This window comes from Micromonospora sp. NPDC053740 (genome assembly GCF_040677775.1).
Classification (GTDB): domain Bacteria; phylum Actinomycetota; class Actinomycetes; order Mycobacteriales; family Micromonosporaceae; genus Micromonospora; species Micromonospora alfalfae.
Window position 1 is genome coordinate 1 of sequence record NZ_JBFASO010000018.1, and the last position, 16,670, is coordinate 16,670.

Below are 16,670 nucleotides of genomic sequence, written 5' to 3' on the forward strand. Positions count from 1 at the left end.
CCTGGGCTGGGCAACCCCAGGTGAGAAGATGACCCAACTTCTCGGTGTTGCAACCACCGGTTGAGCCCGCCCTGCTAACGGAAACTGTCCAAGATCTCTCGAGGCGCGGAGGCGAGATGGATTTTGTGGGGTTGGTGGCGGTGGCTGTGCGGCGATACAACACCCAGGACACCCCGGCTTCACCAAACCGAGACGATCACTGCGGTCCAGCTCGCCAGGGACCTCCAACAGGGCGCCGCAGACCTCGGGCGGGCGCCGCCGCAGACCTCAGGCTCCAATCGGGCAGGCCTCGGGGCGCACCATGGCAAACCGAGGGCCGCACCACGCCAAACCGCCGACCGCACCACGGCACACCGCCGACCGCATAAGGGGCAAACCTCGAGTCGCATGCCAGCGACGTCGGACGCGAGGCACACCCGACGGACGGAGCACAGCAACGCCGCCGCAGCGGACGGAGCACAGCGACGCCCGCCGCAGCGCACGGAAGCGGCGACGCCCGCCACGACGAGCGGAACAACAGCGACGCCCGCCGCAGCGCACGGAACGCGGCGACGCCCGCCGCAGCGCACGGAACGCGGCGACGCCCGCCGCAGCGGACGGAACGCCGATGGGCGCCCGGCCTGTCGGCCGGGCGCCCATCGGAGGTATCGCAGTAGTAAGGGTTGGTGCCGTGGTGTTACCGGGTCACCCGGCGGCGGCCACCCACACCGGCCACCAGCGCGACGGCGATCGCAGCCACAACGACCTGCACCAGCAGCTCGCCCCAGTCGATACCGCTCGTCTCAGTCGCGATGCCAATGGCCCGCGCCAGGACGGTGCCCAGCAGGGCTGCGCCGATGCCGATCAGCATGTGCAGCCAGATCGGCATGTTCTGCCGGCCCGGGACGACCAGACGGCCGAGCGCGCCGACGATGAGACCAACAACGATCGCAGTGATGATGCCCCACACGGTGAACTCCACGGTCGCCCTCCTTAAAAGAATGTCTGACACACGAGGCGTGTGCTTCCTGTCGTGACGGCTAAGTGCCCGACCCACCGAAAGCCCAAACCGACTCACCTCAATCGACACCGTCATTCGTCAATGTTTAGGAGGTGCGTCGGTTGACGCGTGAGTACGTCCACACAGGTAGGAGCCCATCTCGTCGACCAGTCGGCCCCACCACAGCGACAGAAAAGTTTTCCGCACCCGGCGGTCACACTCCTCGCACCGGCGCACTCAGCCGGCAATCTCGGCGGCCCGACAGACCCGACGGGGCAGAGCGGGCGAGGCAGAGCGGCCGAGTCGCGCCAGACGAGCCCGCGCCAATCTTCGCCGCACAAGACGTTCGAGCACGCTGACCGGAGGCGCAGGGAAACGCGTACGCGCCCGGGTGCGGGTGGCACCCGGGCGCGTACGGCGGCGTGAACTACTTCTTGCCAGCGGCCTTACCGTCACCGGAGTCGGAGGAGAGCGCGGCGATGAAGGCTTCCTGTGGGACCTCGACCCGGCCCACCATCTTCATCCGCTTCTTGCCTTCCTTCTGCTTCTCCAGCAGCTTGCGCTTGCGGCTGATGTCACCGCCGTAGCACTTGGCGAGCACGTCCTTGCGGATCGCCCGAATGGTCTCCCGGGCGATGACCCGGCTGCCGATGGCCGCCTGGATTGGCACCTCGAACTGCTGGCGCGGGATCAGGGTACGAAGCTTGGCGGCGATGGTGACGCCGTAGTTGTACGCCTTGTCCTTGTGCACGATGGCGCTGAACGCGTCCACCGGCTCGCCGTGCAGCAGGATGTCCACCTTCACCAGGTCGGAGGCCTGCTCGGTGGTGGGCTCGTAGTCGAGTGACGCGTAGCCCTTGGTGCGGCTCTTCAACTGGTCGAAGAAGTCGTAGATGATCTCCGCGAGGGGCAGCGTGTAGCGCAGCTCGACCCGGTCGGCGGAGAGGTAGTCCATGCCGAGCAGGTTGCCCCGCCGGCCCTGGCAGAGCTCCATCACCGCGCCCACGTAGTCGTTGGGCGTCAGCACTGTGGCCCGGACCACCGGCTCGTACACCTCGGCGATCTTGCCGGTGGGGTACTCGCTCGGGTTGGTGACGACGATCTCCTCGCCGTCGTCCGTGATCGCCCGGTAGACGACGTTGGGCGCGGTGGAGATCAGGTCGAGGTTGTACTCGCGTTCCAGCCGCTCCCGGATGATCTCCAGGTGGAGCAGGCCGAGGAAGCCGCAGCGGAAGCCGAAGCCGAGCGCGCCGGAGGTCTCCGGCTCGTAGTCCAGGGCGGCGTCGTTGAGCTTGAGTTTGTCCAACGCCTCGCGCAGGTTGGGGTAGTCGGACCCGTCGATCGGGTAGAGGCCGGAGTAGACCATCGGCTTCGGGTCCTTGTAGCCACCCAACGCCTCGGCCGCCGGTCGGCTGTTGATGGTCACCGTGTCACCGACCCGGGACTGCCGGACGTCCTTCACGCCGGTGATCAGGTAGCCGACCTCGCCGACGCCGAGCGCCTCGGCCTTGACCATCTCGGGTGAGATGACACCGATTTCCAGCAACTCGTGCACCGCGCCGGTGGACATCATCTTGATCCGGTCGCGGGCGCTGATCCGGCCGTCGATGACCCGGACGTACGTGACGACGCCGCGGTAGACGTCGTACACCGAATCGAAGATCATCGCCCGGGCGGGCGCCACGGCGTCACCGACCGGTGGGATGAACTGCCGGACGATCTCGTCGAGCAGGTACGGAACGCCCTCGCCGGTCTTGCCGGAGACCCGGATGCAGTCGGCGGGGTCACCGCCGATCAGGTGGGCCAGTTCCTCGGCGTACTTCTCCGGCTGCGCGGCCGGCAGGTCGATCTTGTTGAGCACCGGGATGATGCGCAGGTCGTTCTCGAGAGCCAGGTAGAGGTTGGCCAGGGTCTGCGCCTCGATGCCCTGCGCGGCGTCGACCAGCAGCACGGCACCCTCGCAGGCGGCCAACGACCGGGACACCTCGTAGGTGAAGTCCACGTGCCCCGGGGTGTCGATCATGTTGAGCACCGCTTGCTCACCAGCCCGCTCACCCTCACGGATGGTCCACGGCATGCGGACGGCCTGGCTCTTGATGGTGATGCCGCGTTCGCGCTCGATGTCCATCCGGTCCAGGTACTGCGCGCGCATCTGCCGCGGGTCGACCACGCCGGTGAGCTGCAACATCCGGTCGGCCAGGGTCGACTTCCCGTGGTCGATGTGGGCGATGATGCCGAAGTTCCGGATGCGACCGGGGTCGGTGGCACCAGGGGCGTTCGCGCCGGGATCGAGCTTCGGTGGCACAGCGGTCCGTTCTGGTCGGCTGACGTGAACAGGCCGGCGCGCCGCCGACCCCCTCTATGTTCCCACGCCGCCGGGGTGCGCCCACTGCGCGGGCGATGGAACGGCCCGAGGACCCCTCACTCCATCGGCGGCTCGACGAAGAGCGCGGCCAGCCGGGGCAGCCGGCGACGCGCCTCGTCCTCGTCGTCGAAGTCCCAGAAGTCGTTGAGATCCGGCGTCCGCACCGGGTCGCGGTCGGCCGGCAGCTCGGTCGCGGTGGCCTTGCGGTACGCGTCCCACGGCACCGAGAGCATCTGCTCGGCGGAGAACTCCTCGCCGCTGAGCGAGGCCGCCCGCACCTGGGGCAGTTCGGCCAGCGAGTCCGGTTCGGCGACCGCGCGGGCGAAGACGGCCCGACCCTGGGCCATCAGCCAGCCCCGGAAGTGTTCGAAGCCGTCGGCCGAGGCACCACCGTTGATCAGGTACGCCGCGCCCCACAGATCCGCCTTGTGCGAGGCGGCCAGCACCCGCGTCTGGTGTCGCGCGTACCCGATGATGTCCTCCGGGTCGCGCTCGGCGAGCAACGCCACGGCCCGCGCGGCGACCGGGCCGGGCTCACCACCGCCGCCGGCCCGCGCCTCGTCGATCAGCTGCCAGAAGTCCTCGGTCCTCATGGCCTGGCAGTCTGGCAGTGTCGCCGTGCGTCGCGCACGTACCCCGGGGCAGCATGGTGGGATGTCCCCTCCCCCGCTGTCGCCGGTGCCGTACCACGCGAGCGCCCTACGTCCGTCGTGGCCGGCGTTGCCGGCGGCGCTGCGGGCCGCGGTCGCCGAACGGCTCGGCGCGCCGGTGGTCACCGCCCGGGTCGCCGGCGCGGGCTTCACCCGCGGGTTCGCCGCGGTGCTCGACACCGCCGACGGTGGTCGGGCCTTCGTCAAGGCCGCACCCGCCGCCGAGCAACCGCATCTGGTCGACTGGTACGCCCGAGAGGCCGCGATCCTCGACCGGCTGCCGGCCGACCTGCCGGCGCCCCGCCCCCGGTGGACCCTCTCCGCGGCCGGCTGGTTCGTGTTGTGCACCGACGCGGTCGACGGGCAAACCCCGCACCTGCCCTGGGTGCCCGCCGAGTTGGACGCCACGCTCGCCGGGTATGCGCAGGTCGCCGCCGCCCTGGCCGACCCGCCGGCCGAGTTGACAGCGCTCGGCCTGCCGCGCCTGGCCGACCTGGCCCGGTCGGACATCCTCTGGTGGGAGGAGGTCGCCGCCGGTCGGGAGCCGACCCCACCACTGCCCGCGCCGCTGCTCGACCGGCTGCCCGAGCTGGTGGAGTTGGAATCCCTCCTCCCCCGGTACGCAGCCGGCGCGACCGGTCTGATCCACGGCGACCTGCGGGTCGACAACGTGCTGATCGGCCCGGACGGCCGAGCCTGGTTCTGCGACTGGACCTGGGTCTGCTCCGGGCCGGCCTGGTTCGACCTGGCCGGCCTGCTGCTCACCGCGTATGCCAGCGGGCTGGACGCGGACCGGCTCTTCGCCGCGCACCCGGCCACCGCCGGCGCGCCCCCGGACGCGCTGGACGCGACCCTGGCCGCGTTGGCCGGCTACTACCTCACCGGAGCTGCGGCGGCACCGCCGACGGCCTCGCCGCACCTGCCCGCCCATCAGCGGTGGAGCGGCGAGCAGTCGCTCGACTGGCTGGCCCGCCGCCAGGGCTGGCGGTGACGCGGGCTGGGCTGGGGTGACGCGGACCGGGTCTGGGGTGAGCTGACAGTGACGCGGGCTGGGCTGGGGTGAGCTGACGGTGACGCGGGCTGGGCTGGCGGTGCGCCGGACCGGCCTGCCGCCGGGCCGGCGGTGAGCCGCCGCAGTGTTCGAGGGCGTAACCTGGTCCCCGACGGGCCGGGTCCGTCCGCGCGAAGGCCGAGCCGTTTTGGCTCGTCCCCGGCGACCTGGTAACCTGGCTCTTCGCGCAGCGATGACGCACGTTCGTCATCACGCGCAATAAGCTGACCAACCCGAGCTATCAAGACGAGGCTGTCGCGTGGCGAACATCAAGTCCCAGATCAAGCGCAACCGGCAGAACGAGAAGGCCCGGCTGCGCAACAAGTCGGTCAAGTCGTCGCTGAAGACCGCCGTCCGGAAGTTCCACGAGGCTGCCGAGGCCGGTGACGTCGAGAAGGCGACCGCGCTCATGCTGGACGCCTCGCGCAAGCTGGACAAGGCCGTCAGCAAGGGCGTGATCCACTCCAACCAGGCCGCGAACCGCAAGTCCGCGATCGCGAAGCGCGTGGTGTCGCTCTCCGCCTGACGACTTCACCGTCAGACTGATTCGGAAAACCCCGGGCCCCCGGCCCGGGGTTTCCGTGTGTCCAGAGGCCGGCAGTGTTTGTCCGGGCCGGCCGTTCTGTGCGTGGCCCCGACGGGGTCGGTCGGCGCTCAGTCTGACGGGTTGGCCCGCCGGGGCGGTGGCACCGGGTCGGCGGTGATCACCACGCCGGGAACGCTGTGCGAGACCCACTCCACCCGGGCTCGGCCGACCACCGGTTCCATCTGCCGGCGAAACCGATCCCGTTCCTGCTCGGGTACGAGCGCGGCGGAGCGGACCACGATCGCGGCCACCATGTCGTTGAGCTTCACCATGGCGGCCACCACGACCGGCAGCACCAGCACCGCCCACCAGCTGACCAACTCGGCGAGGGCGAGCAGCACCGCCAGGGCGATGGCACCCTCGAAGAAGAGGAAGCACAGCACGCCACCGGGGTTGACGAACCGCAGGCCGAGGAGTCGGGCGTAGAGCGGTCGGTAACGCGCCTCGTCCACGGGAATGGTGGCCCACGCTGGGCGGTTCGCCCCCGTCACCTGGTGCTGCCCTGCCGGGCCGCCGCGACCGAGAAGACCGCACGCTCCAGGGCGTACGCCCTGTCGTCGGAGCCGCCCTTGACGGCCGCGTTGCACGCGGCGGCGACCTGCATGGCCCGGACCAGGCCCTCCGGCGTCCAGCCCCGACCCTGCCGCTGTGCCCGCTCGATCTTCCACGCGGGCATTCCGAGGCTGCTGGCGAGCTGGTACGGGCTACCCCGCCCGGCCGACGCCACCCGGGCCACCGTGCGCACCCCGTCGGCCAGAGCGTCGGCGATGGGCACCGGATCGACCCCGACGTGCAGGGCCCAGCGCAGCGCCTCGAGCGCCGCCGGCACGTCGCCGACCATCGTGGCGTCCGCCACCGTGAAACCGGTCACCTCGACCCGGCCCCGGTAGTAACGGGAGACCGTCTCGGCGCTGATCCGCCCATCGGTGTCGGCGACCAGTTGAGAGCAGGCGGCGGCCAGCTCACGCAGGTCGTTGCCGACCGCCGCGATGAGCGCCTCGGCGGCGTCGTCGGTGCACTTTCCGCCGGCCCGGCGGATCTCGTCGCGGACGAAGGCCACCCGGTCGCGGTGCCCCTTGAGCTTGGCGGCCGGGACCACAGTCGCGCCGGCCGCCCGCAGACCGTCGGCGAACGCCTTGCCCTTGGCGCCGCCCAGGTGCAGCACCAGCAGCTGCACCTCCGGGTCGGGATTCTTCGCGTACGCCAACAGCGCGGCGACCAGGTCCTTGCGGGCGTCCTGGCCGGAACGCAGGATCAGCAGCCGCCGCCCGCCGAACAGCGAGGGGCTGAGCATCTCGGCGATCTCGCCGACGGTCAGCGCACTGGCCTGGTACTCGCGGACGTCCACCTCGGGGTCCACACTGCGAACCTTCGCGACAGCTTCGGTGACCGCGCGCGTGGCGAGCAGTTCCTCGTCACCGAGGACGAGCAGAATGGGGGCGAGGCTGGCGGGGGTCACGCCGCCCATATTCGCACGGCCTGCGGCGGGATCGTGCCTGCTCATTCGCTGCTTGATCGGCGCAGCCCGCACACAGCGCAAATCCAGACATCCAACTCAATCCCCCGATTAATGCGCAAGTCGCCCGATTAATCAGAGGCCCGTTCTTGATCCACACGGGATCACGGAAACCGCGGTCTTGGACCGCCGCTGACACCCCGAGGTCAGCGATCCCGAGTTGATCAGCGGCCGGACGGTCAGCGCGGGTCCGGCCGCCGGCCCACGACAAAAGGCTGCCGGCCCGGGGTCAGGGCTGCCGACCCTGAGGCAGAACCGCCGGCCCGGGGTCAGGGCTGCCGGCCCGGGGTCAGGGCTGCCGGCCTGCGGTCAGGGCTGCTGGCCTGCGGGCACACCTCGCCGGGCTACCGCCAGACCGCCGCTCGTTCGGACCGCCGCCACGTCGCCGTCCGTGTCGGTACGCAGCACCCGCACGCCGCCCCTGCCCAGGTGGGCGAGCAGCCCCGGACTCGGGTGCCCGTAGGTGTTGCCGGTGCCCACCGGCACGAGCGCCACCGTCGGCCGCACCGCATCGAGGAAGCCCTGGTCCTGGTACGCCGACCCGTGGTGCGCGATTTTCAACACGTCAGCCCGTAACTGGCCGGGGGCCGCCCGCGCCACCATCGCGTGCTGCTCCTCGGTCTCCGCGTCGCCCGCCAGCAGGATCCGCACTCCGGCCACCGTGGCGCGCAGCACCAGCGAGTTGTTGTTCGGGTCGGACCTGGTCCCGGCCAGTTGGTACGGAGGGCCGAGCACCAGCAGGTCGACCCCGCCCACGGGGTGCCGAGCGCCGGCAACTGTGGTCAGCAGCGCGGCCCGCCCGCCGGTGGCCGCCGCCCGAACCAGGTCCCGTCCGCTCTCCGGGTCGGCGGACGACGGCGTCAGCACGGCACCCACCCGCCGCCCCCGGAACACCCCGGCCACTCCGCCCACGTGGTCCGCGTGGAAGTGGCTGATCACCAGCAGAGGCACCTCCCGTACGCCGAGCCGACGCAGGCAGCCGTCCACCGCACCCGGCTCCGGCCCGGCGTCCACCACCACGGCCCGGCCGGGGTCCACCGGGAGCACCAGGGCGTCGCCCTGCCCCACCGCGCAGGCCACCACCACCCACCCGGCGGGCGGCCAGCCGGCGGCCAGCAGCCGAACCGGCAGGGCACCCAGCACGGCGGCAACCCCAACCACCGCCACCAGGCGGCGTACGAGTGGCCGGCGCACCGCGATCAGCAGCGCGACGGTCAGCCCGGTCAGCAGCAGGGCACCGGGCACCCCGCCCGGCCACGGAAGGGTGCCACCTGGCAGTCGAGCACCCTGACGGGCGATGACCACCAGCCACCAGGCCGGCCAACTCGCCAGCCACGCGACGAACTCGGCGCCGGCCGGCCAGATCGGCGACACCATGGCGGCCAGCACGCCCAGCACTGTCGCTGGCGCGATGGCCGGCACCGCCAGCAGGTTCGCCGGCACCGCCACCAGGCTCACCGTGCCGGAGATCCCGGCGACGACCGGGCCGCAGGCAAGTTGGGCAGCCGCCGGCACGGCCAGCGCTTCGGCCAGCCCAGGCGGGACGCCTCGCCGGCGCAACCCGTCCCGCCAATGCGGCGCGAGCAGCAGCAGGCCACCGGTGGCCAGCACGGAGAGGGCGAACCCGGGGTCCCCGGCCAACTCGGGGTCGACGAGCACCAGCACGGTCACGGCGGCGGCCAGCGCGGGCAGCGCCGCCCGAGGTCGACCGGCGGCGAGCGCGGCGAGCCCGATCGCTCCCATCGTGGCTGCCCGTACGACGCTCGGCGACGGGCGGACCAGGATGACAAACCCCACCAGCGCCACCCCGCACAGCGCGGCGGCGAGCCACGGGCCAGCTCGCGACCATCGGGCCAGCAACAACACCGCACCCACCACGATCGCGACGTTGGAGCCGGAGACCGCATTGAGGTGGGTCATCCCGGTGGCCTGGAAATCCGCCTCGACGGCGGGTGGCAGCCGGCTGGTGTCGCCCACCACCAGCCCGGGCAGCAGCCCGCCGGGGTCGTCGGGCAGCGGCGCGCAGGCCCGTTGCAGGCCGGTACGCAGTGTCCCGGCGGCGCGCTGCGCCCAGGACGCCGCGCCGTGCCGTTCCGGTGGGTCGTTGGTGCTGAGCACCGCCGCGGTGAGATCGCCGCCGCGCGGAACGCCGAGTCGGCCGTCGACGGTGAGGCGCTGCCCGGGAAGCAGGCCCCGCCACGCCGGGTCGGTTGCCAGGACGAGCAGCCGCACCGACGCGTGGATCCGTCGACCATCCGGGCCGGTGAGCCGGACCATCTCGGACGACACCAGCAGCATCCCCGGCCGCCCGGCGCTCCGGATCGGGCGCGGATCGTCCCGGACGACCAGGTCGGCGGTGACCGGAGCGCGTTGTTCGGCGAGGGCACGGATCAGCGGCGCGTCGCGAACGGCGAGCCGGGCGGCGGTGGCCGCACCGCCGCAGACCACTCCGAGGCCGACCGCCACTGCCACCCACCCGTAGCGCCGCACCACGGCTCGGGGACGGCCGAGGCGGCCGAGCAGGTGCACAGCACCTGTCGCCGTCAGACCGGCAGCCGTGCCGGCCACCAGCAGCGTGGCACGGCTGCCAAGGTGCAGGCCGGCGAGCGCGGTGAGCCAGGCCGCCACGGCGAGCCCAGCCAGTCGCAGATCCGGCGGCCCGGGCTGAGCCCCGTCGACCGGTGGGTCAGCGGGTACGGAGAACCCGCTCACACCGTCACCAGATCCTTGAGCTGCTCGTAGCGGGCATCGCCGATCCCGTCGACCTGGCGTAGGTCGCCAACGGACTTGAACCCGCCGTGCTGGTCTCGATGGGTGAGGATCCGTTGGGCGAGCACCGGCCCCACTCCGGGCAGCGTGTCGAGCTGCGCCAGCGTCGCGGTGTTGAGGTTCAGCGGCCCGGCGGCGGGAGCCGCACCGCCCGCCGCAGGCCCGGCCGCACCGCCCGGCACCGGCGGTGGCGTCACCCCGACCACGATCAGCTCGCCATCGGTGACCTTGCGGGCGGGGTTGAGCAGCGCCACGTCGACCCCCGGGAGCGCGCCGCCGGCCGCCTGCACCGCGTCCGCGAGACGGGACCCGGCCGGCAGGCGTACCAGACCGGGTTTTCGGACCTTGCCCGCGACCGCCACCACCAACTCGCCGGAGCCGGACACGCTGGGGTCGCCCACCGGCGCGGCCGACGCGGTCTCGCTGGCCAGCGGGGCGACCGGCTCCGACTGCGGCCGGGCCTGCCAGGCCCAACCTGCCGCACCCACGACCACCACCACGGCGACCACCGCCAACGCCCGCACACCCCGCCGCCCGGGGTCGAACGCCCCCGGCCCGGGCAACCGTGCCTCGGGTGGGAGCGCGAGGCCGTCCGATCCCGACTCCGCTACCAACGCGGCGGACCGGGGCAGCACATCCGCGGGCGGCGCGCCGACCAGGGACGACGGGGGTACGCCCACGAGTGGCGCCTCCGGCCGGGGCTGCGGTGCGGCAAGCGCCTCCGTCAGCCGGCGCAGGCGCTGGCGTACCTCTGTCTCCTCGTCGTGCGACACATCGCGACGCTATGGCGACGGCCGGGACGGTGGGAGGTGCCGGCGCCGCCCTGTGGACAACCACTGCCACTGTGGACAACGCCCTGATCATGCGCCGATCTGCTAGGCGCGGGTCGACCTACGACGTGCGGCCTGGGCGGCCGGTCTGGTCGCGGACGCCCCCACGGAGCGGGCAGTACGAAGTAGAGTACGTCTTGTCGATCTTGAAGGGTCCGACCACGGAGGTGGCTCAGATGCGGGCTCGACTACGGCAGATACACATCGACGGGCACACCTTCACGTGGCGCGCGGCGCTGCACAGCGTGCAGGTGAAGGGTTTCCACCACCGGGCCGTCTACGTGCGCGCCTGGGGTTCCGGCGGCAGGAACGGCCAGAAACTCGAAGCGGATCTGTTGTCGGCCCCCGGGCCGTACGTTGTCGACAACGGCTACCCCACACCCGCCGACGTGCGGGCGGTGATCATCTGCGGCCTGAAGAGTGGTTGGCGGCCAGAGCAGCGGGGCGGAACGTTAGTGCTGTCCGACCGCGAGCACGGGGCCAACTTCGCGGCGTCGGGGTTCCGGCTGACTGATCCCGTACGCCCGGGCGAGAGCGCGGACCCGACGACCCGCGAGGCTCGACAGCAGGGCTGACGGCCGGTGGGGCAACCGCGCCCGACCGGCCGACGGGCCTGCTACAGGTACGGCCGGGTGATGATCTCGATGGCGTGGCCCGCCGGGTCGAAGAAGTAGAAGCCCCGCCCACCGTGCTCGGTGTTGGTCTCCCCCTCCCGCTTCAACTGCGGGTCGGCCCAGTACGTGATGCCGCGCCCCTCGACGAACGCCAGGCACCGCACGAACAGCTCGTCGTCGACGAGGAACGCGTAGTGCTGCATCTGGATGTCCACCGGTGGCTCGGCGAACTGGAGCAGCACACCCTCGTCCAGTTGGACGTTGGCGAACGGTCCCCACGAAGGCGCCTCCGGCAGCTCGAACAGCTCCCGGTAGAACGCGGCCGAGGCGCTCTTGTCCTTGCTGGCGATGATGGTGTGGTTGAACGTGACTGTCATCCGTACCGTCTTCTTCCCGGTCGATCCGAAGACCCGACCGGAGGCCCACAGCCTTCACCCAGCCACGCAGATGACAAAACCCCGAGGGCACCCACGCCCCGGATCCCGCACGAGAGACGCGTACATCGCATCGATCTCGGCGTGGTGGCTGAAGTAGCCAGAACCTCCGGGGGGGTAGGCCCATCTGGGGCGCGCACGGAGGCTAACACAGCCGCGCGGGGCAGCGGCGCGACGAGAACGGTCAGCGGGCCTCTGGGTCGAGGCCGAGTACGGCCCGGCCGCCGTCCACCGGCAGCGTCACGCCGTTGACGAAGCTCGCCGCGGGTGACAGCAGGTACGCGACCGCCTCGGCCACCTCCTCGGCCCGCCCGATGCGACCCACCGGGTGCAGCCGGGTCAGCTCGGCGTCGATCCACTGGGCCTGGGTGGGCTCCTGCGTGGCGAGGAATTCGGCGTGCCGTTCGGTGGCGATCGAGCCGAGCGCCACCGCGTTGGCCCGGATGCCGTGCCGCCCGTACTCGACGGCCAATGCCCGGGTCAGCCCTTCCACGGCGGCCTTCGCGGTCGCGTACGGCAGGGCACCGGACACCGGTCGACGGGCCTGGTGCGACGAGACGTTGACGATCGCGCCGCCGGCGGCGCGGGCCAGGAAGCGGCGGACGGCGACCGCGGCGCCGACCACGGCTGGGCGCAGGTTCAAGCCGATCAGGTCCAGCACCGTGTCAGCCGACGCGGAGTGCAGTGTGGCGTCGCGGAACACCGCTGCGTTGTTCACCCAGCCGGTCATCGGCGCGGCGCGGTCCGCCAGTTCGGCGGCGCGCTCGGCCACCTGTTCGTCGGCCGCGTCGCCGACCACCGCGACGAGCCGATCGGCGGCCGGATGGTCGGTCAACCAGTCGACCGCGTCGGCGTCGCGTTCCAGTACGACGATGGTGGCGCCGGTCGCCACCAGCCGTTCCACCACGGCCCGGCCGACACCGCGACCGCCTCCGGTCACCACGCACGACGTGTGCACGGGTCAGCCTTCCGGTCGGCGGTGGACGACGACGCAGGCCAGGCCCGGTCCGGCGTGCGCGGCGACGACGGCACCCGCCTCGGAGACGTACGTGTCGTGCAGCCGGTCACCGAACCGTTCGGTCAGCGCGGCGCGCAGCGCCTCGGCTCGTTGCGGCGCGGCAAGGTGGTGCACCCCGAGATCCACGTCGTCGCCGTCGGCCGACTCGACGGCCAGGTCCACGAGACGGGCCACGCCCCGGCTGGCGGTGCGGACCTTCTCTCGCAGCACTATCGCCCCGTCCGGCATGTGCATGATCGGCTTGACGGACAGCGCGGTGCCGACCAACGCCTCGGCCGCGTTGATCCGGCCGCCCCGGCGAAGGAACTCCAGCGTGTCGACGTAGAACCAGACTGTGGTGCGGGCGATGGCGGCGAGCGCCGCGTCGCGTACCGCGGCAAGGCCGGCGCCGCCCTCGGCGGCGGTGGCGGCGGCGATGGCCGGAAAGCCCAGCCCCATGCCCGCCGAGCGGCTGTCCACGACCTCGACCCGGCCATCCAGGTCGGCGGCGGCGAGCCGGGCGGCCTCCACGGTGCCGGACAGCGCGGCGGAGATGTGCACCGAGACGATCCCGTCGGCGCCGGCGTCGAGCAGTCGACGGTACGTCCGGGCGAACTGCTCGGGTGCCGGGCGGGAGGTGGTCGCGGTGACCCGGCGGGCGCTCAGCGCCACTGTCGCGTCGGCCGGCTGGGTCTCCACCCCCTCCAGCCCTTCCGCGCCGTTGAGCACGACGGTCAACGGCACGACGGTCAGCCGGTGCGCCTGCACCAGCTCGGGCGGAAGGTAGGCGGTGGAGTCGATGACAACCGCGACGGGCATGCCCGGCACGCTAGCCGATCGAGGGCGCGAACGCCGAGGCGCGAGTGCTCAGACCGCGTCGACGGCGACCGGGGCGGTGATCAGGCCGACGTTGTGCGCCCGCAACTGCCAGCCGCTGACGTCCTGCGGACGCCCGATGTCCGGTGCGCGGTCGTCGTGCCGTAGCTCACTCCAGTGGCAGTTGGCCAACGAGCCGATGGAGCGCAGGACCCCGGCGTCCCAACCGAGCAGGTGACCGATGCCCTGCCGGGAGCCGCCGCCGTGAGTGGCGATCACCACGGTGCCGCCGGCTGCCGCCTCGGCCGCCTCCCGCAGCGCCGCGCCGACGCGCACGCCGAGGTCGTGCAGGGGCTCCAGATCCGCGCCCGGGTCCGGGTCGCCGGCCCGCCAGCGCGCGTACTCGTCGGGAAATCGCTCGGCGACCTCGGTGAGGTGCAGACCCTGCCACTTGCCGAAGTGTCGCTCGCGCAGCCGGGCGTCGGTGCGGACCGGCAGGCCCGTCAGCGCGGCGAGCGCGGCAGCGGTCTCCGCGGCGCGGCTCAGGTCGCTGGCCACGATGGCGTCGGGCCGCAGCGCCGCGAGCAAGGGCGCGGCGGCGCGGGCCTGGTCGCGCCCCAGCTCATTGAGGGGTACGTCGGTTTGCCCCTGGACACGGTTGGCGGCGTTCCAGTCGGTGTTGCCGTGCCGCCAGACGATCAGTCGGGTCATTCGGCGGCGGCGGACCCGCTGGCGTCGGCCTCGACCAGGTCGCGATCGACGAAGGGGATGGTGGGGCAGTCCTTCCAGAGGCGGTCGAGCCCGTAGAACTCGCGCTCCTCGGTGTGCTGGACGTGCACCACGACGTCGACGTAGTCGAGCAGCACCCAACGGCCACCACGCTCGCCCTCGCGCCGCACCGGCTTCGCCTTCTCCGGCAGCTCCAGCAGGCTCTCCTCGATGGCGTCGACGATGGCCAGCACCTGACGCTCGTTGGGGGCGGCGGCGAGCACGAACGCGTCGGTGATGGCGAGCTGGTCGCCGACGTCGATGATCGTGATGTCCTGCGCCTTCTTGTCGGCGGCGGCCTGGGCGGCCGCGATAGCCAGCTCGTGAGCGCGTTCGGAAACTGTCACCGTTCTCCTTCGATCAAGCGTGCGATCCTCCAAGCGTCTCATACCCGCCGGCACTCCGATCGTCCAGTTCTGGTCGGTTAACGCCACGAACCTGGGCATAACGGGTGCACTCAGCGCTGATAGAGGCTCCGCTTGGCGATGTACTGCACCACACCGTCCGGCACCAGGTACCAGACCGGCTCGCCTCGGGCGACCCGAGCGCGACAATCGGTCGACGAGATGGACATCGCGGGCACCTGAATCAGGCTGACGGTGTCCGCCGGGAGGTGCTTGTCGCTCAGCGGGAAACCGGGCCGGGTCACGCCGATGAAATGGGCCAACTCGAAGATCTCGTCCAGGTCCTTCCAGGACAGGATGCGCTGCAGGGCGTCCGCGCCGGTGATGAAGAACAACTGCACCTTCGGGCCGTACTCGGCCTGAAGGTCACGCAGCGTGTCGACGGTGTAGGTCGGCCCACTACGGTCGATGTCGACCCGGCTGACCTGGAAGCGGGGGTTGGAGGCGGTGGCGATCACGGTCATCAGGTACCGGTCCTCGGCCGGGCTGACCGGCTCGTCAGCCTTCTGCCACGGCTGACCGGTGGGGACGAAGACCACCTCGTCCAGGCCGAACCGGTCCGCCACCTCGCTGGCCGCGACGAGGTGCCCGTGGTGGATCGGGTCGAAGGTGCCACCCATGATCCCGATCCGCCGGATATCTTCCTCCACCCAGTGATCGTAGGCCGAGCGTCGTGGCCGACCGTCCCGGCCCGGCACCGCCGTCCGTCACCCCACTCCAGCCCGACTGTCCAGCGAGCCGCGACCACCCCAACGCCCCACCGTGGTCGGCTCGCAGCGGCACGGCGATCAACTCGGCTGCCAGGCCGCGATCAACTCGACTTCCTGAAAGTCGGCCCATCCGGGACACCCGGACACCGCGAGTTCATGAAACCCGAGTCAATCAAGCGAGGGGCACCGCACGCAGGGCACCGCACGGAGGGGTCGCCACATTCCGCACGTCGGCGTATATTCGTCGGCGAGTAACCGTTGACGAGCGAGGGAGGTCATCGTGCCGAAGCGGCGCAAGGTCGGCAACCTGCTGGCGCTGGCTGTGCTGTCCGCCCTGGTCCAGCGGCCGATGCACCCGTACGAGATCGCCACCGCACTGCGCGCCTGGGGCAAGGACCAGGACATGGAGTTCAAGTGGGGGTCCTTCTACACGGTGATCGGCAACCTGGACAAACACCACCTCATCGAGGCCGTGGAGAACGTGCGCGAGGGCCGGCGCCCGGAACGCACCGTCTACCGGATCACCGACGCGGGGCGGGCGGAGCTGGTCGACTGGGCCCGCGAGCTGGTCGCCACCCCGATGGCGGAGCATCCCCGTTTCCGGGCCGGGTTGTCGGTGCTCGCCGCGCTGCACCCCGACGAGGCCACCGGCCTGCTGCGGCAACGACTCGACCTGCTGGAGACAGCGGTCCGCCAGGACCGCGAGACGCTCGACGCGCACCTGCGGGAGATTCCGCGGCTGTTCCTGGTGGAGTCGGAGTACGACCTCGCCATCCGGGACGCGGAGGCCGCCTGGCTGCGGGCACTGCTCGCGGAGCTGACCTCGGGGAGCTACCCCGGGCTGGACACCTGGCGGGCCTTCCACGAGACCGGCGAGATGCCTGCCGAACTGACCGAGTTGGCCGCGAGAGGCAGCACCCCGAACGCCAGCTCCGACACCCCGACCACCGACAGCCCGGAGGCCCACCCCGACAGCGCCGAACGCCCCGACAGCTTCAGCCGGAGAGCCGACACCACCGGCTGACGAGCGGCCCCGGCGAGGTGCGCCAACACCTCACCGGGGCCCTGACCCCGAACCGACGCCTGGGAAGGCACCCGGCCCGAAGCGGCAACCACGAGGATAACCGGGCTCCCTCCCAGGTCCGCGCGCCCGCGCACGAACGACCACACCAGGGAGAGAG

Annotated in this window: 17 protein-coding genes; 4 read left to right on the forward strand and 13 right to left on the reverse strand. The window is 71.8% G+C overall.

From position 1 onward, the window contains the following. Positions 1-676: 676 nt before the first annotated feature. The 3 genes from AB0K35_RS33365 to AB0K35_RS33375 form a co-directional block, all read right to left on the reverse strand. The gene (locus AB0K35_RS33365) at positions 677-961 is read right to left on the reverse strand and encodes a GlsB/YeaQ/YmgE family stress response membrane protein (protein WP_091409827.1); all 285 of its coding nucleotides are present in this window, start codon (positions 959-961) and stop codon (positions 677-679) included. A 445-nt stretch (positions 962-1,406) separates the two neighbouring features. Further along, positions 1,407-3,284 (reverse strand): translation elongation factor 4, encoded by a 1,878-nt coding sequence (gene lepA, locus AB0K35_RS33370; protein WP_238670910.1) that lies wholly within the window; start codon positions 3,282-3,284, stop codon positions 1,407-1,409. Positions 3,285-3,400: 116 nt separating this feature from the next. After that, entirely contained in the window at positions 3,401-3,937 is a 537-nt protein-coding gene (locus tag AB0K35_RS33375) for a DUF4240 domain-containing protein (protein WP_238670909.1), read from the reverse strand. A 61-nt stretch (positions 3,938-3,998) separates the two neighbouring features. On the opposite strand from AB0K35_RS33375, the gene AB0K35_RS33380 reads away from it, so the two are divergent. After that, positions 3,999-4,985, forward strand: coding sequence for a phosphotransferase (locus AB0K35_RS33380; RefSeq protein WP_238670908.1), 987 nt, complete (start codon positions 3,999-4,001; stop codon positions 4,983-4,985). Positions 4,986-5,304: 319 nt separating this feature from the next. Next, on the forward strand, positions 5,305-5,571 hold the full coding sequence (gene rpsT / locus AB0K35_RS33385) for a 30S ribosomal protein S20 (RefSeq protein WP_030491765.1): 267 nt from the start codon (positions 5,305-5,307) through the stop codon (positions 5,569-5,571). A 128-nt stretch (positions 5,572-5,699) separates the two neighbouring features. Here rpsT and AB0K35_RS33390 read toward each other — a convergent pair whose 3' ends face one another. From AB0K35_RS33390 to AB0K35_RS33405, 4 genes are all read right to left on the reverse strand, one after another. Next, the gene (locus AB0K35_RS33390) at positions 5,700-6,122 is read right to left on the reverse strand and encodes a hypothetical protein (protein ID WP_238670907.1); all 423 of its coding nucleotides are present in this window, start codon (positions 6,120-6,122) and stop codon (positions 5,700-5,702) included. After that, positions 6,119-7,099: a DNA polymerase III subunit delta gene (gene holA / locus AB0K35_RS33395; protein ID WP_238670906.1), complete on the reverse strand. Its 981-nt coding sequence runs from the start codon at positions 7,097-7,099 to the stop codon at positions 6,119-6,121. Before holA ends, AB0K35_RS33390 begins: the two co-directional genes overlap by 4 nt. Before the next feature lie 357 nt (positions 7,100-7,456). After that, the gene (locus tag AB0K35_RS33400; protein WP_363890549.1) at positions 7,457-9,859 is read right to left on the reverse strand and encodes a ComEC/Rec2 family competence protein; all 2,403 of its coding nucleotides are present in this window, start codon (positions 9,857-9,859) and stop codon (positions 7,457-7,459) included. Next, on the reverse strand, positions 9,856-10,689 hold the full coding sequence (locus AB0K35_RS33405; protein ID WP_363890552.1) for a ComEA family DNA-binding protein: 834 nt from the start codon (positions 10,687-10,689) through the stop codon (positions 9,856-9,858). The genes AB0K35_RS33400 and AB0K35_RS33405 overlap by 4 nt, the downstream gene beginning before the upstream one ends. A 233-nt stretch (positions 10,690-10,922) precedes the next feature. Here AB0K35_RS33405 and AB0K35_RS33410 point away from each other — a divergent pair, with 233 nt between their 5' ends. Further along, positions 10,923-11,321, forward strand: a complete 399-nt coding sequence (locus AB0K35_RS33410) for an integrase (protein ID WP_363890555.1) — start codon at positions 10,923-10,925, stop codon at positions 11,319-11,321. A 41-nt stretch (positions 11,322-11,362) separates the two neighbouring features. Here the strand turns inward: AB0K35_RS33410 and AB0K35_RS33415 are convergent, their stop codons facing one another. The 6 genes from AB0K35_RS33415 to nadD all read right to left on the reverse strand — a co-directional run bounded on the left by AB0K35_RS33415 (position 11,363) and on the right by nadD (position 15,429). Then, a complete protein-coding gene (locus AB0K35_RS33415) occupies positions 11,363-11,737 on the reverse strand; it encodes a VOC family protein (protein ID WP_112604312.1) in 375 nt (124 codons plus the stop codon). A gap of 241 nt (positions 11,738-11,978) precedes the next feature. Beyond that, positions 11,979-12,752: an SDR family oxidoreductase gene (locus AB0K35_RS33420; protein ID WP_238670902.1), complete on the reverse strand. Its 774-nt coding sequence runs from the start codon at positions 12,750-12,752 to the stop codon at positions 11,979-11,981. A 3-nt stretch (positions 12,753-12,755) separates the two neighbouring features. Next, positions 12,756-13,610, reverse strand: coding sequence for a DegV family protein (locus AB0K35_RS33425; RefSeq protein WP_363890557.1), 855 nt, complete (start codon positions 13,608-13,610; stop codon positions 12,756-12,758). A gap of 48 nt (positions 13,611-13,658) precedes the next feature. After that, the gene (locus tag AB0K35_RS33430) at positions 13,659-14,318 is read right to left on the reverse strand and encodes a histidine phosphatase family protein (protein WP_363890560.1); all 660 of its coding nucleotides are present in this window, start codon (positions 14,316-14,318) and stop codon (positions 13,659-13,661) included. After that, on the reverse strand, positions 14,315-14,722 hold the full coding sequence (gene rsfS / locus AB0K35_RS33435) for a ribosome silencing factor (RefSeq protein WP_238670899.1): 408 nt from the start codon (positions 14,720-14,722) through the stop codon (positions 14,315-14,317). Before rsfS ends, AB0K35_RS33430 begins: the two co-directional genes overlap by 4 nt. A gap of 110 nt (positions 14,723-14,832) precedes the next feature. Then, positions 14,833-15,429, reverse strand: coding sequence for a nicotinate-nucleotide adenylyltransferase (gene nadD, locus AB0K35_RS33440; RefSeq protein ID WP_030336528.1), 597 nt, complete (start codon positions 15,427-15,429; stop codon positions 14,833-14,835). Between the two features lie 340 nt (positions 15,430-15,769). Here nadD and AB0K35_RS33445 point away from each other — a divergent pair, with 340 nt between their 5' ends. Beyond that, entirely contained in the window at positions 15,770-16,513 is a 744-nt protein-coding gene (locus AB0K35_RS33445; protein WP_363890563.1) for a PadR family transcriptional regulator, read from the forward strand. Positions 16,514-16,670 lie beyond the last annotated feature (157 nt).

Excerpts from the sequence above, each read along its gene's own strand:
- AB0K35_RS33380 (WP_238670908.1), top strand. The coding sequence starts at position 3,999 with ATGTCCCCTCCCCCGCTGTCGCCGGTGCCGTACCACGCGAGCGCCCTA.
- AB0K35_RS33410 (WP_363890555.1), top strand. The coding sequence starts at position 10,923 with ATGCGGGCTCGACTACGGCAGATACACATCGACGGGCACACCTTCACG.
- AB0K35_RS33430 (WP_363890560.1), bottom strand. The coding sequence starts at position 14,318 with ATGACCCGACTGATCGTCTGGCGGCACGGCAACACCGACTGGAACGCC.
- AB0K35_RS33415 (WP_112604312.1), bottom strand. The coding sequence starts at position 11,737 with ATGACAGTCACGTTCAACCACACCATCATCGCCAGCAAGGACAAGAGC.
- holA (WP_238670906.1), bottom strand. The coding sequence starts at position 7,099 with ATGGGCGGCGTGACCCCCGCCAGCCTCGCCCCCATTCTGCTCGTCCTC.
- AB0K35_RS33425 (WP_363890557.1), bottom strand. The coding sequence starts at position 13,610 with ATGCCCGTCGCGGTTGTCATCGACTCCACCGCCTACCTTCCGCCCGAG.
- AB0K35_RS33375 (WP_238670909.1), bottom strand. The coding sequence starts at position 3,937 with ATGAGGACCGAGGACTTCTGGCAGCTGATCGACGAGGCGCGGGCCGGC.